13 protein-coding genes are annotated in these 13,614 nt (G+C 70.3%); 11 read left to right on the plus strand and 2 right to left on the minus strand.

The genetic code is table 11. From position 1 onward, the window contains the following. The 3 genes from E2651_RS46010 to E2651_RS32705 form a co-directional block, all read left to right on the plus strand. Positions 1–599: hypothetical protein (locus tag E2651_RS46010; protein ID WP_167828958.1), on the plus strand; the 599-nt coding region annotated here is incomplete at its 5' end. 158 nt (positions 600–757) lie between these two features. Beyond that, complete coding sequence (locus tag E2651_RS32700; protein ID WP_135334885.1) at positions 758–2,098, plus strand: nitrate/nitrite transporter; 1,341 nt, start codon at positions 758–760, stop codon at positions 2,096–2,098. A gap of 158 nt (positions 2,099–2,256) precedes the next feature. Further along, positions 2,257–3,396, plus strand: coding sequence for a uroporphyrinogen-III synthase (locus E2651_RS32705; RefSeq protein ID WP_135334886.1), 1,140 nt, complete (start codon positions 2,257–2,259; stop codon positions 3,394–3,396). On the opposite strand, the gene E2651_RS32710 is transcribed toward E2651_RS32705, so the two are convergent. Continuing rightward, positions 3,348–3,938, minus strand: a complete 591-nt coding sequence (locus tag E2651_RS32710) for an anthrone oxygenase family protein (RefSeq protein ID WP_245239376.1) — start codon at positions 3,936–3,938, stop codon at positions 3,348–3,350. The two genes, E2651_RS32705 and E2651_RS32710, sit on opposite strands and share 49 nt — an antisense overlap. Before the next feature lie 165 nt (positions 3,939–4,103). Between E2651_RS32710 and E2651_RS32715 the strand changes: the two genes are divergently transcribed. From E2651_RS32715 to E2651_RS32745, 6 genes are all read left to right on the plus strand, one after another. Then, positions 4,104–4,691 carry a CGNR zinc finger domain-containing protein gene (locus tag E2651_RS32715; protein WP_135334887.1) on the plus strand — a complete coding sequence of 196 codons (588 nt, stop codon included), beginning with the start codon at positions 4,104–4,106 and terminating at the stop codon, positions 4,689–4,691. A 129-nt stretch (positions 4,692–4,820) separates the two neighbouring features. Further along, positions 4,821–5,402: a sigma-70 family RNA polymerase sigma factor gene (locus tag E2651_RS32720; RefSeq protein ID WP_135334888.1), complete on the plus strand. Its 582-nt coding sequence runs from the start codon at positions 4,821–4,823 to the stop codon at positions 5,400–5,402. Then, positions 5,399–6,208 carry a zf-HC2 domain-containing protein gene (locus E2651_RS32725; protein ID WP_135334889.1) on the plus strand — a complete coding sequence of 270 codons (810 nt, stop codon included), beginning with the start codon at positions 5,399–5,401 and terminating at the stop codon, positions 6,206–6,208. The genes E2651_RS32720 and E2651_RS32725 overlap by 4 nt, the downstream gene beginning before the upstream one ends. Before the next feature lie 103 nt (positions 6,209–6,311). Next, a complete protein-coding gene (locus E2651_RS32730; RefSeq protein ID WP_209446303.1) occupies positions 6,312–8,669 on the plus strand; it encodes a UvrD-helicase domain-containing protein in 2,358 nt (785 codons plus the stop codon). Positions 8,670–9,058: 389 nt separating this feature from the next. Further along, positions 9,059–10,492, plus strand: a complete 1,434-nt coding sequence (locus E2651_RS32735) for an NAD-dependent malic enzyme (protein WP_135334891.1) — start codon at positions 9,059–9,061, stop codon at positions 10,490–10,492. A gap of 296 nt (positions 10,493–10,788) precedes the next feature. After that, positions 10,789–11,070: an HU family DNA-binding protein gene (locus E2651_RS32745; protein ID WP_016645140.1), complete on the plus strand. Its 282-nt coding sequence runs from the start codon at positions 10,789–10,791 to the stop codon at positions 11,068–11,070. 66 nt (positions 11,071–11,136) lie between these two features. Here E2651_RS32745 and murA read toward each other — a convergent pair whose 3' ends face one another. Continuing rightward, positions 11,137–12,480 carry a UDP-N-acetylglucosamine 1-carboxyvinyltransferase gene (gene murA / locus E2651_RS32750; protein WP_135334892.1) on the minus strand — a complete coding sequence of 448 codons (1,344 nt, stop codon included), beginning with the start codon at positions 12,478–12,480 and terminating at the stop codon, positions 11,137–11,139. 244 nt (positions 12,481–12,724) lie between these two features. On the opposite strand from murA, the gene E2651_RS32755 reads away from it, so the two are divergent. Further along, the gene (locus tag E2651_RS32755) at positions 12,725–13,333 is read left to right on the plus strand and encodes a YqgE/AlgH family protein (RefSeq protein ID WP_135334893.1); all 609 of its coding nucleotides are present in this window, start codon (positions 12,725–12,727) and stop codon (positions 13,331–13,333) included. A gap of 76 nt (positions 13,334–13,409) precedes the next feature. Then, on the plus strand, positions 13,410–13,586 hold the full coding sequence (locus tag E2651_RS44285; protein WP_167828959.1) for a hypothetical protein: 177 nt from the start codon (positions 13,410–13,412) through the stop codon (positions 13,584–13,586). Positions 13,587–13,614 lie beyond the last annotated feature (28 nt).

Below are 13,614 nucleotides of genomic sequence, written 5' to 3' on the forward strand. Positions count from 1 at the left end.
ACTATCCGCCGCCCCCTCCGCCCGGCGGCCCCGCCAAGGGCAAGAAGCTCGGCATCATCATCGGCTCCGCAGTTGTCGCCGTGGCCCTCATCGGCGGCGGCATCTTCCTCGTCACCAGCGGTGACGGCGACGACGACCAGAAGCCCAAGGCCGACAAGAGTGTCTCGGCCAGCCCTTCGGAGCCGGCCGAATCGGCGGAGCCCTCCGAGGACCCCGCGACAGAGGACCCCGCCACCGAGGAGCCCAGCGAAGACCCGGCCACCGAAGACCCTCTCGAAGACGAAGAGCCGACCCGGCCCGCCGGGGACACCGGCTTCGAAGGGCAGTGGCAGAACGACGAGAACAAGACGCTCACCATCGGCGCCAAACTCACCTCCGGCGAGGGCAAGGGCAAGAACTCGGTGTCGTACATCGATGCCGGCGGCAAGGGCCTGTGCATGGGGCTCGGCCAGGCACAGGGCACCGGCTTCCGCATCGCGGTCAAGTGCGGAAGCGGCGACGACGCCAAGTTCATCGCCGCGAACCTCACGCAGGCCGACGACGAGGTGACGATGAAGTGGGACAAGGGCGGGACCGACGTCCTGCCCTGGGCCGGCTGACCCGGCCAAGCCGCTCGGCGAGAGACCCCTCACCGCCCACCCCACCCCCACGTGAGAGCAACGTTCCCCGCCGGTCATCGCGTGCCACAGGGCTGAAACCCGGTCTCCCTACCTTCGGGTCCATCAGCCGCTAGCTGTGGAGAGTGCGGAGGCCTGTCATGTCATGGATCCAGAGGTGGGACCCGGAGGACGACACGTTCTGGGAGGAAGAAGGGGAGCGGGTCGCCCGGCGGAATCTGGTGTTCTCGATCCTCTCCGAGCACATCGGGTTCTCCATCTGGACCCTGTGGTCCGTGATGGTGCTCTTCATGGGGCCCGAGTACGGGATCGACCCCGCCGGGAAGTTCTTCCTGGTGTCGATGGCGACCCTGGTCGGGGCCGTCGCCCGCGTCCCGTACACCTTCGCCGTCGCCCGCTTCGGCGGGCGCAACTGGACGATCATCGCGGCGAGCGCGCTGCTCGTCCCGACCATCGCCGCCTTCACCGTCATGGAGCCCGGCACCTCCTACACCACCTTCATGCTCTGCGCCCTGCTCACCGGCGTCGGCGGCGGCAACTTCGCCTCCAGCATGACCAACATCAACTCCTTCTTCCCGCTCAGGAAGAAGGGGTGGGCGCTCGGGCTCAACGCCGGCGGCGGCAACATCGGCGTGCCCGTCGTGCAGCTCGCCGGGCTCGCCGTCATCGGGGCCGATGGCGGGCCGCGGGTCCTCCTGGGGATCTACATCCCCTTCATCTTCGTCTCCGCCGTCTGCGCCGCGCTCTTCATGGACAACCTCGCGACCGTGAAGAACGACACCGGGGCCGCCAAGGAGGCCGTCAGGGATCCGCACACGTGGATCATGTCCTTCCTTTACGTCGGGACCTTCGGGTCGTTCATCGGGTACAGCTTTGCTTTTGGGCTCGTGCTGCAGACCCAGTTCGGGCGTACGCCGTTGCAGGCCGCCTCCATCACCTTCATCGGGCCGCTGCTCGGCTCCCTGATCCGGCCCGTCGGCGGGCGGCTCGCCGACCGGTTCGGCGGGGCCCGGATCACGCTGTGGAACTTCGTCGGGATGGGCGCGGCCACGGGCGTCGTCGTCATCGCCTCCATGCGGGAGTCTCTCGCCCTGTTCACCGGCGCGTTCATCGCGCTCTTCGTGCTCACGGGGCTCGGGAACGGGTCCACGTACAAGATGATCCCGGGCATCTTCCAGGCCAAGGCCGTCCAGAAGGGGCTCGAGGGGGAAGCCGCCGCGGCTTACGGGCGGCGGCTCTCCGGGGCCTCGATGGGGCTCATCGGCGCCGTCGGTGCGCTCGGCGGGCTCGGCATCAACCTCGCCTTCCGGCAGTCCTTCCAGACCGTGGGGTCGGGGACGGGCGCCTTCGTCGCCTTCCTCGCCTTTTACGCGGCGTGCTTCTGCGTCACCTGGGCCGTATACCTTCGCCGCCCCGCCGCCCCCGAGGCGGTCGAGCAGCACGCCGAGGCGAAGCCCCAGCTCACGTACGCGGAAGTCTGAGCGAAGCCTCGCCGTAGCCTGGCGTAACACGTAAGAAATCGTGGTGATCCGGGGTTGTCACGGACCCTTGGCAGTGTCGTTCAACCCCGGACCGGCACACAGCGGCTCCGGACAACCGGATCACCACACCAAGCGGTACTAGCGGGACGAGAGCAGCCATGCACGCGAGCCAGCAGAACGGCCCCCTCGCCGGATTCACCGTCGGCGTCACCGCCGCCCGGCGCGCCGATGAGCTCGGCGCGCTGCTCCAGCGGCGGGGCGCCACCGTCCTGCACGCGCCGGCGCTGCGCATCGTCCAGCTCGCCGACGACAGCGAACTCCTCGCCGCCACCAAGGAGCTGATCGACCACGCGCCCGACATCGTGGTCGCCACCACCGCCATCGGGTTCCGCGGCTGGGTCGAGGCCGCCGACGGGTGGGGCTTCGGCGATGCGCTGCTGCGATGTCTGAGGGGGGTCGAGCTGCTTGCCCGTGGGCCCAAGGTGAAGGGGGCCATCCGCGCCGCCGGGCTCACGGAGGAGTGGTCGCCGTCGTCCGAGTCCATGGCCGAGGTGCTCGACCGGCTGCTCGGGGAAGGCGTAGAAGGGCGGCGCATCGCGCTCCAGCTGCACGGCGAACCGCTGCCCGGCTTCGTGGAGTCCCTGCGGGCCGCGGGAGCGGACGTCGTCGGGGTGCCCGTCTACCGGTGGATGCCGCCGGAGGACCTCGGGCCCGTCGACCGGCTGCTGGACGCCACCGTCGCCCGCGGCGTCGACGCCCTGACCTTCACCAGCGCGCCCGCCGCCGCTTCCTTCCTGGCCCGCGCCGAAGAGCGGGGCATGTCCATCGAGCTCTTCGCGGCCCTCCAGCACGACGTGCTGCCCGTCTGCGTCGGCCCGGTCACCGCACTGCCGCTGCAGGCGCGCGGCGTGGACACCGTGCAGCCCGAACGCTTCCGGCTCGGCCCGCTCGTACAGATCCTGTGCCAGGAACTGCCGTCCCGCGCCCGTACGTTGCCCATCGCGGGGCACCGGATAGAGATCCGCGGCCATGCCGTCCTGGTCGACGACGAGCTGCGTCCGGTGCCGCCGGCCGGCATGTCGCTGCTGCGGGCCCTGTCCCGCCGCCCGGGGTGGGTGGTCGGCCGCGCCGAACTCCTGCGGGCGCTGCCTGGAGCCGGGCGCGACGAGCACGCGGTGGAGACGGCGATGGCCCGGCTGCGCACGGCACTCGGCGCCCCGAAGCTGGTCCAGACGGTCGTCAAACGCGGCTACCGGCTCGCGCTCGACCCGGCCGCCGGGTCCAAGTACTCGGACTGACGGGTCCCGCCGCCCCGGCCGAACAGCACCAGCGCCCGCGCGAGCAGGCCCGTCGCGACCGTGCAGAGCAGGGCCCGCACGATGTTCCAGGCCACCCACGCGTCCTCGAACTTCTCGCGCACGGCGGCCGGATCGGCGATCTTCGCCGGATCGCCCGCGGCCGCGAGGTCGTCGTTCAACGGCACGTTCACGCCCGACGTGAGGGCGAAGGCCACGACGTAGACGACGAGCGCCGCGAGGACCCACCGGCGCGGGCCCGTCCCGCGCAGCTGCCACGCGGAGACCGCGGTGAAGAGCAGCGCCCCGATGAAGCTCGCGAAGAAGACCGGGTTCTCGATGACGTCGTTGATGTTCTGCATGACCTCGATGTAGACGCGGTCACCGCTGCGCCCGAGTGCGGGCATGACGGCGCACGCGAAGACATAGAAAGCCCCGGAGATCAGGCCCATGGCGACCGTGGCCACCCCCAGTACGATCCCGGCGGTGCCCCGCCCTCGACTGTCCGCCTTGTCCGCCCTGTTCGTCACGCGTATGTCTGTCATGGGGCAGAGTCAACCGTGCGGGCGGGCTCCGGACCATGGTTTTAAAGCGCACCGCCATAAGCGGACGTCTCACCCGCGCCCGGTGGCAGGGGTTCCGTGCCCGCCCCGGGCGAGGCACTGTAGGGGGAGCACTCACCGGTAACCCCACAAGGCGGTGACAGGCGCATGGCGTTGGGCATGGACCCGGCCACGTACGAGCTGCGATTCGACTCCGGGCGGAGCTGTCTGGACCTCGTGGCGACGAACCATCCGGCGGAGCGGCTCGACTCCGTGGACCGGCTGCGCGCCTGGCTCGCCGGCGCCGGGCTCGTCCCGGACCGTGCGGCGCTGCCGGGCGCCGGCCCCGGCTGGCTCATCGGATTCCGTGAACTGCGGGGCAGCATCGGGCAGTTGGTGCGCGGGGAACTCGAGGGGCGGTCCGCGGACGGCGCGCTCGCCCGGGTCAACGCGTTCGCCGCGGCGGCCCCGCCGTCCGCCCGCGCGATCCGGCGCCCCGACGGCTCCCTCGTCCGCGTCCTGAACGGCGACCCCGGCTGCGCGGCGCTCCTTGCGGCGGTCGCCCGCGACGCCGTCGACCTGCTCACCGACCCCGCGGCACGCGCACTCCTGCGCCAGTGCGAGGGCGACAACTGCCGCATCGTGTACCTGGACACGTCACGCGGGCGCCGCCGCCGCTGGTGCTCGAGCGAGGTGTGCGGCAACCGCGAGCGGGTGGCCAGGCACCGGCGCAGGGCGGCGCTGGCGAGGGCGTGATCCGAGAACGCGTCGAGGGCGTGATCAGAAAAGTTCGTTACGCGGTTGAACACCTGCCCCGCTTCACACGTACATCCCGGGTGAGCCAGTCAAGAAGAGCCCGACGAAGTGCGGACACCGGAGGCAGACGTGCGCAAGGATTCCGCCGTGGCCGATGAGCGCCCGCAGGGGCGCCCGCACCGACATCGTCTGGTCCAACGCGGTGGACCCGACGAGGAGCTGATGCGCGCGCTCTACCGCGAGCACGCGGGTCCACTTCTCGCCTATGTGCTCCGACTTGTGGCGGGAGACCGGCAGCGCGCCGAAGATGTCGTACAGGAAACGCTCATCCGTGCCTGGAAGAACGCCGGTCAGCTCAACCGAGCGACCGGTTCGGTACGCCCCTGGCTGGTGACGGTCGCCCGGCGCATCGTCATCGATGGCCACCGCAGCCGGCAGGCCCGGCCGCAGGAGGTCGATCCCTCACCGCTGGAGGTCATCCCCGCGGAGGACGAGATCGATAAGGCGCTGTGGCTGATGACTCTCTCGGACGCGCTCGAGGACCTGACTCCCGCACACCGGGAGGTACTTGTCGAGACCTACTTCAAAGGGCGTACGGTCAATGAGGCTGCCGAGACGCTGGGTATACCCAGCGGAACGGTGCGCTCGCGGGTGTTCTACGCGCTGCGCTCGATGAAGCTGGCGCTGGAGGAGCGGGGGGTGACGGCATGAACGAGTTCCCGTACGAGTCGGCGGGCGCGCACGACGCATCCGATGTGCACGAGGCCGTCGGCGCCTACGCCCTCGGCATCCTGGACAACGCGGAGGCGACCGCCTTCGAGGCGCATCTCGCGGGCTGCCAGTACTGCGCACGCCGGCTGGAGGAGTTCTCCGGCATGGAGCCGATGCTGGCCGCGCTCGCCGACTTCCCCGGCGCCCGCGGCGTACACCCCGTACCGGAGATCGGCGAGCAGCTCGCCGCCCGGCCGAGCCCGCGCCTCGCGGACCGGCTCGTGGACGAGGTCGCGGTCAAGCGCGAGCAGAAGCGCAGGCGCGGCTTCTACCTGGTGGCGGCGGCCGCGGCGCTGATCATCGGCGGTCCGCTCACGGTCCTCGCGGTGAGCGACGACGGCGGCGGTTCGAAGGACGTGGCGGGCGAGCCGCACCCCACGAGCCCCGCCGAGGACGCCTTCTTCAACCACATGGACGACAAGATCAAGGCCACCGACCCGACGACCAAGGTCAGCGCCACGGTCGGCACGGAGAAGAAGGCCTGGGGCACGCACACGGTCCTGGAGCTGAAGAACGTGAAGGGCCCGCTCAAGTGCTCGCTGATCGCGGTCGGCAAGGACGGCGAGAAGGAGACGGTGACCAGCTGGTCCGTCCCGAAGTGGGGCTACGGCATCGAGGACAGCTCGAACAAGTGGGCACGCAATCCGCTGTACGTCCACGGAGGTGCCGCGATGGACCGGAACGACATCGACCACTTCGAGGTGACCACCTTCGACGGCAAGCGTCTGGTGGAGGTGGACGCGTAGTCGACGCGTGATCGTCGCGCAGGAGAAGTGCACATAGGGGCCCCCTTTCGCGTACGGTAGACGGCTGCTCGGTTGGGCAGCTGCACGCAGGAAAGGGGCCTCGGTGGCCGACGTACGCGACCGCGAGATCAGCGTCGAACAGGAACATCTCGACCAGGTCTACCGGCGTCTCGAGGAGAAGATCCACGAGGCCGAGTTCCTGATGAACGACGCTGCCAAGCGCTCCCAGGTCGGCACGCCGGGCGCGCTGGCCGAGCGGGACGCGCAGGTCTTCCGCGCGGGCGTCCATCTCAACCGGCTCAACAACGAATTCGAGGACTTCCTCTTCGGGCGCATCGACCTGCTGCTCGGCAAGGACGGCAAGAAGGGCCCGGACGGCGCCTACACGTCGGTCGAGCCCGCCGAGGACGCGGTCTCGCCGAACAACACCGCCGAGATCGCCGAGACCCTGCACATCGGCCGCATCGGCGTCCTCGACGCGGACTACTCCCCGCTCGTCATCGACTGGCGGGCCCCGGCCGCCGCGCCGTTCTACCGCTCGACGCCGGTCGACCCCGGCCGTGTCGTACGCCGTCGGGTCATCCGCTCCAAGGGCCGCAAGGTCCTCGGCGTCGAGGACGACCTGATGCGCCCGGAGCTCACGGCGTCCCTGAACGGCGAGACGCTGCCCGTCATCGGCGACGGCGCCCTGATGGCGGCGCTCGGCCAGGCCCGCAGCCACACGATGCGGGACATCGTGGCGTCGATCCAGGCCGAGCAGGACATGGTGATCCGCGCCCCCGCCGCATCGGTGACGTACGTCGAGGGCGGCCCCGGCACGGGCAAGACCGCCGTGGCGCTGCACCGCGCGGCGTACCTCCTCTACCAGGACCGCCGCAGGTACGCGGGCGGCATCCTCATCGTCTCGCCGACCCCGCTGCTCGTCGCCTACACGGAGGGCGTGCTGCCCTCGCTCGGCGAGGAGGGCCAGGTCGCGATCCGCGCGGTGGGCGCGCTGGCCGACGACGCGGCGGGCACGGCGGAGGCCACGGTCTACGACTCACCGGCGGTGGCCCGGGTCAAGGGCTCTTCGCGGATGCTGCATGTCCTGCGGAGGGCGGCGCGGGGAGCGTTGGAGGGCCCAGCCGCCACCGCTGCGGGCAGGCGTTCCGCCGAGGCCGGGCAGCTCACCTTCGGCGAAGAGGAAGAGACCGAGGCCAAGGCCCCCGCCGCGACGCCCACCCGCCTCCGAGTCGTCGCCTTCGGCCGCCGCCTGGAGCTGGAGGCCGACCAGCTGACCCGCATCCGCCGCAACGCACTCGGCGGAACAGCACCCGTCAACCTCCTGCGCCCGCGTGCCCGCAAGCTCATCCTGGACGCCCTCTGGTCCCAGTCCGGCTCCGCCGGCCGGCACAGCGACCCGGAGCTCGCCGCCGAACTCCGCTCCTCCTTCGACGACGACATCACGTCCGAGGACGACTTCATCCGTTTCCTGGACGCCTGGTGGCCCGAGCTCACGCCGCGCGCGGTGCTCTCCGCGATGGGCGACGAGCGGCGCCTGGGCCGCTGGGCCCGCCGTGTCCTGAACCCCGGCGAGGTCCGCAAGGTCGCCCGCTCCCTGCGGCGCGACGAGCTCTCCGTGCACGACGTGGCGCTCCTCGACGAGCTCCAGGCGATTCTCGGTACGCCGCACAGGCCCCGTAAGAAGAAGGATCTGGACCCCCTCGACCTGCTCACGGGACTCGACGAGCTGATGCCGCAGCGCGAGGAGTCGCAGCGCGAGCGCGCCGAACGGCTCGCGGCGGAGCGCACCGAGTACGCGCACGTCATCGTCGACGAGGCGCAGGACCTCACCCCCATGCAGTGGCGGATGGTGGGCCGCCGCGGCCGGCACGCCACGTGGACGGTCGTCGGCGACCCGGCCCAGTCCTCCTGGTCCGACCCAGACGAGGCGGCCGAGGCCCGTGACGAGGCGCTCGGCACCCGCCCGCGCCGCCGCTTCACGCTGACGGTCAACTACCGCAACCCCGCCGAGATCGCCGAACTCGCCGCCAAGGTCCTCGCCCTCGCGATGCCGGGCTCCGAGTCGCCGTCGGCCGTCCGGTCCACCGGAGTGGAGCCGCGCTTCGCGGTCGTACGCGACGGAGACCTCGGCAAGTCCGTGCGGGACGAGGCGGCGCGCCTCCTGGACCGGGTCGACGGCACGGTGGGCGTCGTCGTGGCGATGAACCGGCGCGAGCAGGCGGCGCGCTGGCTCGCCGGGCTCGGTGAACGGGTGGTCGCGCTCGGCAGTCTGGAGGCCAAGGGCCTGGAGTACGACGCGACGGTCGTCGTCTCGCCCGCGGAGATCGCGGACGAGTCACCGGCGGGCCTGCGGGTGCTGTACGTGGCGCTGACGCGCGCGACCCAGCAGCTCACGGTCCTGTCGGGCGAGCGCGACGAGCCGGACGCGGACGGGGTGCCGGACCTGCTCAGGGACTGATCCGTCAGTGATCCGCGCATGACTTTCCGGGACGGGAATTGCCTTGCGGGGATCGTTTGTTACCGTTGACGTGGCACCGGCCCGATCCAAGCCCCCGGGCCCAACCTTCGTCGCTACGAGCGACCACTTGCCGCGAGGCGAGCATGGCGGGTCGGTGTCATTTACGTAGGAGAGGTCCTCGTCACCCCGTGACGAGGACCTCTTTCCGTTGGCCGCACCTGTTTTCCCTTCCCCCTACCGACACTTGGCAACTTCTCGTATGGTGGAAACAAGTTTCCGAAAACCTCGTGAACGAAACGTTCGAAACCCGGGGCGGCTACCACGTACTCAGCGGTAGGTGCGACGATCGGACGGCAAGAGCAACACGGTGAAAGCAGAGGAAGTCGGCCATGGCAACGGCGCCCAGCGTCTCCTACTCGAACACGGTCCGGTTGGAGGTGCCCGCGAGCGGCACCGCGGTCTCCCAGATCACCACCGCCGTCGAGTCCCACGGAGGCTCGGTGACGGGCCTCGACGTCACGGCGTCCGGCCACGAGGCGCTCCGGATCGACGTCACGATCGCGGCGACCTCCACGACGCACGCCGACGAGATCGTCGAGCAGCTGCGCACCATCGAGGGCGTCACCCTCGGCAAGGTCTCCGACCGTACGTTCCTGATGCACCTCGGCGGCAAGATCGAGATGCAGTCGAAGCACCCCATCCGCAACCGTGACGACCTCTCCATGATCTACACCCCGGGCGTGGCCCGCGTGTGCATGGCGATCGCCGAGAACCCCGAGGACGCGCGCCGCCTCACCATCAAGCGCAACTCCGTTGCGGTCGTAACGGACGGTTCAGCTGTTCTTGGCCTGGGGAACATCGGCCCGAAAGCCGCGCTCCCCGTCATGGAGGGCAAGGCGGCCCTCTTCAAGCGCTTCGCCGGCATCGACGCCTGGCCGCTCTGCCTGGACACCCAGGACACCGACGCCATCGTCGAGATCGTCAAGGCCATCGCCCCCGGCTTCGCGGGCATCAACCTCGAGGACATCTCCGCGCCGCGCTGCTTCGAGATCGAGGCCCGCCTGCGCGAGGCCCTCGACATCCCCGTCTTCCACGACGACCAGCACGGCACCGCGATCGTCGTGCTCGCCGCGCTGACCAACGCACTTCGCGTGGTGGGCAAGGGAATCGGCGACGTACGCGTCGTCATGTCCGGCGCGGGCGCGGCCGGTACGGCCATCCTCAAGCTGCTCATCGCGGCGGGCGTCAAGCACGCCGTCGTCGCCGACATCCACGGCGTCGTGCACGCCGACCGCGAGGACCTCGTGGACGCCGCGCCGGACTCACCGCTGCGCTGGATCGCCGACAACACCAACCCCGAGGGCGCCCGCGGCACCCTCAAGGAAGCGGTCGTCGACGCGGACGTCTTCATCGGCGTATCGGCCCCGAACGTGCTGAACGGCGACGACGTCGCGGCCATGGCCGACGGCGCCATCGTGTTCGCGCTCGCGAACCCGGACCCCGAGGTCGAGCCCGCAATCGCCCGCCAGACGGCGGCGGTTGTGGCCACCGGACGCTCGGACTTCCCGAACCAGATCAACAACGTCCTGGTCTTCCCCGGCGTCTTCCGCGGCCTGCTCGACGCCCAGTCGCGCACCGTCAACACGGAGATGATGCTGGCGGCGGCGGGCGCCCTCGCGGACGTCGTCGCCGAGGACGAGCTCAACCCGAACTACATCATCCCCAGCGTCTTCAACGACAAGGTCGCGGGCGCCGTCGCCGATGCCGTGCGCACCGCGGCGAAGGCCGCAGGGGTGGCTGTGACAGGCGCCACGGCCCAGTAGTACGGCGCGTCGCGGAACGCAGGGCCCTCAAAGGCCCTCTAGGGTGGCGTGGAAGCGCGCCCCCGACTGCCACCTTCCCAGGGGCGGTGAAGCTTTTCGTGTGACCCCTACGGGCCCCGGATTGGCTTTCCCGCCGCAGGTGGGGGCAGGATGCCTTTCTGGGCGCGAGGGTCCGGATGACGGACCCGGGTCCGGGGCCTGACCGAGGACCCTGGCAGCATCGGCTTCGCTGTGCCCATCATGCGGCTCCGCCGCGTGGCACGCCTCAACGGCAAGAAGAACACGGGAGTACAAACATGAACCGCAGTGAGCTGGTGGCCGCGCTGGCCGACCGCGCCGAGGTGACCCGCAAGGACGCCGACGCCGTGCTGGCCGCGTTCGCCGAGACCGTCGGCGAGATCGTTGCCAAGGGCGACGAGAAGGTCACCATCCCCGGCTTCCTGACTTTCGAGCGCACCCACCGTGCCGCTCGCACCGCGCGGAACCCGCAGACCGGCGAGCCGATCAACATCCCGGCCGGCTACAGCGTCAAGGTTTCCGCCGGCTCCAAGCTGAAGGAAGCGGCGAAGGGCAAGTAGCCCCAAGCAGCCAGAAGGGGCGGTCACCCACCGGGTGACCGCCCCTTCTGCGTGCGTGACGAGCTGTCAGTCGAGCTTCGCCCGCCCCGGCAGCTCCACCTTCGCGCCGAGCGACACGAGCTTGTCCATGAAGTTCTCGTAGCCGCGGTTGATCAGGTCGATGCCGTGGACGCGGGACGTGCCCTGCGCCGCGAGCGCCGCGATCAGATACGAGAAGCCGCCGCGCAGGTCGGGGATGACCAGATCGGCGCCCTGCAGCTTCGTCGGGCCGCTGACGACCGCGGAGTGCAGGAAGTTGCGCTGGCCGAAGCGGCAGTCGGAGCCGCCGAGGCACTCGCGGTAGAGCTGGATGTGCGCGCCCATCTGGTTCAGGGCGGACGTGAAGCCGAGCCGGGACTCGTAGACCGTCTCGTGGACGATGGAGAGCCCCGCGGCCTGCGTGAGCGCCACGACCAGGGGCTGCTGCCAGTCGGTCTGGAAACCGGGGTGTACGTCCGTCTCCAGGGCGATCGCGTTGAGCGAGCCGCCCGGGTGCCAGAACCGGATGCCCTCGTCGTCGATCTCGAAGGCACCGCCCACCTTCCGGTAGGTGTTCAGGAACGTCATCATCGAGCGCTGCTGGGCGCCGCGGACGTAGATGTTGCCTTCGGTCGCCAGGGCCGCGGAAGCCCAGGAGGCGGCCTCCAGGCGGTCCGAGAGGGCGTGATGGTTGTACCCGCCCAGGCTGTCGACACCGGTGATCCTTATGGTCCGGTCGGTGTCCATGGCGATGATCGCGCCCATTTTCTGCAGGACGCAGATCAGGTCTTCGATCTCGGGCTCGACGGCGGCGTTCGAGAGCTCCGTCACACCTTCGGCGAGCACGGCCGTCAGGAGGACCTGCTCGGTGGCGCCGACGGACGGGTACGGCAGCCGGATCTTGGTGCCGCGCAGGCGCTGCGGGGCCTCCAGATACTGGCCGCCCTCGCGCTTCTCGATGGTCGCGCCGAACTGGCGGAGCACCTCGAAGTGGAAGTCGATCGGCCGGCCGCCGATGTCGCAGCCGCCGAGGCCGGGGATGAAGGCGTGCCCGAGGCGGTGCAGGAGCGGGCCGCAGAAGAGGATCGGGATGCGCGATGACCCCGCGTGGGCGTCGATGTCCGCGACGTTGGCGCTCTCCACGTGCGAGGGGTCCATGACCAGCTCGCCCGGCTCCTCGCCGGGGCGGACCGTGACGCCATGCAGCTGCAGGAGTCCGCGTACGACTCGTACGTCGCGGATGTCTGGGACATTGCGCAGCCGGCTCGGAGCGCTGCCGAGCAGCGCGGCGACCATGGCCTTGGGCACGAGGTTCTTCGCGCCGCGGACACGGATCTCGCCCTCCAGCGGGGTTCCGCCGTGGACAAGCAGTACATCGTCGGTGACGGTCATGAATCTCGCGTTCCGATGAGATGGACGGGTGGACCAAAGGGCAAGCGTAATGGGCGCGTACCCCCCTTCCGTAAGGCCAAGTGCGCGCCAAACCTGCCAGAAGTCCGTGACAACACGAACCGTTCGGAACCGGACACTCCGGGTCACCGCTTCCGGCGTGCGCTCGCGGCGCTCCTTTGCGCCCTGAGCTGCATTCACTCGCGTACGCGCATTGCCTCCCCCCGCGAGGCAAAGATGCGGGATCATGTCGTTCATGACCGAGGTGTCCTCGCTCACAGGGCGGCTGCTCGTGGCCACGCCTGCCCTGGCGGACCCGAACTTCGACCGCGCGGTGGTGCTGCTCCTCGACCACGACGAGGAGGGCTCGCTCGGCGTGGTCCTCAACCGGCCGACGCCGGTGGAGGTCGCGGACATCCTGGAGGGCTGGGGCGACCTGGCGGGCTCGCCCGGGGTGGTCTTCCAGGGCGGCCCGGTCTCGCTCGACTCGGCGCTCGGCATCGCGGTGATCCCCGGCGGCGAGGGGCCTTCCCCAAGCTCTCGGCTCGGCTCGAGCAGGGGAGACCCCATCGCCTGGCGCCGGGTGCACGGCGCGATCGGCCTGGTCGACCTCGACGCCCCGCCCGAGCTCCTCGCCCCCGCCCTCGGCTCCCTGCGGATCTTCGCCGGTTACGCGGGCTGGGGCCCCGGCCAGCTGGAGGACGAGCTGGTCGAGGGTGCCTGGTACGTGGTCGAGTCCGAGCCCGGCGACGTCTCGTCCCCGGATCCCGAGCGGCTGTGGCGGTCGGTGCTGCGGCGCCAGCGGAGCGACTTGGCGATGGTGGCGACGTATCCGGACGATCCGTCGCTGAACTGACCACCGATCCCTGACCCCTGGCCCTGGCCCCGCGGCGGGGAACTGTCTGCCGCACCGATAACGTCCTGACGCGTACGTGACAGATCAGACGTCGTCGAAGTGGGTGTGGAAGTTGAGCGCTGAGGAGCAGGACGGGACGAAGCCTTCCGGGAAGTCGGGGGGGTTCACGGAGGGGTTCACCTTCTCCGACTGGCTGGAGGGGGCCGTGATCCTCGTCATCATCGGGGCGGCGTTGTACAAGTTCCTGGGCTGACCCGCGCGTTGGGTGGGGGTGCGGGCTG

The sequence above is a fragment of the Streptomyces sp. MZ04 genome (genome assembly GCF_004684775.1).
Lineage (GTDB): Bacteria > Actinomycetota > Actinomycetes > Streptomycetales > Streptomycetaceae > Streptomyces.

Excerpts from the sequence above, each read along its gene's own strand:
- E2651_RS32700 (WP_135334885.1), top strand. The coding sequence starts at position 758 with ATGTCATGGATCCAGAGGTGGGACCCGGAGGACGACACGTTCTGGGAG.
- E2651_RS32705 (WP_135334886.1), top strand. The coding sequence starts at position 2,257 with ATGCACGCGAGCCAGCAGAACGGCCCCCTCGCCGGATTCACCGTCGGC.
- E2651_RS32710 (WP_245239376.1), bottom strand. The coding sequence starts at position 3,938 with ATGACAGACATACGCGTGACGAACAGGGCGGACAAGGCGGACAGTCGA.
- E2651_RS32715 (WP_135334887.1), top strand. The coding sequence starts at position 4,104 with ATGGCGTTGGGCATGGACCCGGCCACGTACGAGCTGCGATTCGACTCC.
- E2651_RS32725 (WP_135334889.1), top strand. The coding sequence starts at position 5,399 with ATGAACGAGTTCCCGTACGAGTCGGCGGGCGCGCACGACGCATCCGAT.
- E2651_RS32735 (WP_135334891.1), top strand. The coding sequence starts at position 9,059 with ATGGCAACGGCGCCCAGCGTCTCCTACTCGAACACGGTCCGGTTGGAG.
- E2651_RS32745 (WP_016645140.1), top strand. The coding sequence starts at position 10,789 with ATGAACCGCAGTGAGCTGGTGGCCGCGCTGGCCGACCGCGCCGAGGTG.
- murA (WP_135334892.1), bottom strand. The coding sequence starts at position 12,480 with ATGACCGTCACCGACGATGTACTGCTTGTCCACGGCGGAACCCCGCTG.
- E2651_RS32755 (WP_135334893.1), top strand. The coding sequence starts at position 12,725 with ATGTCGTTCATGACCGAGGTGTCCTCGCTCACAGGGCGGCTGCTCGTG.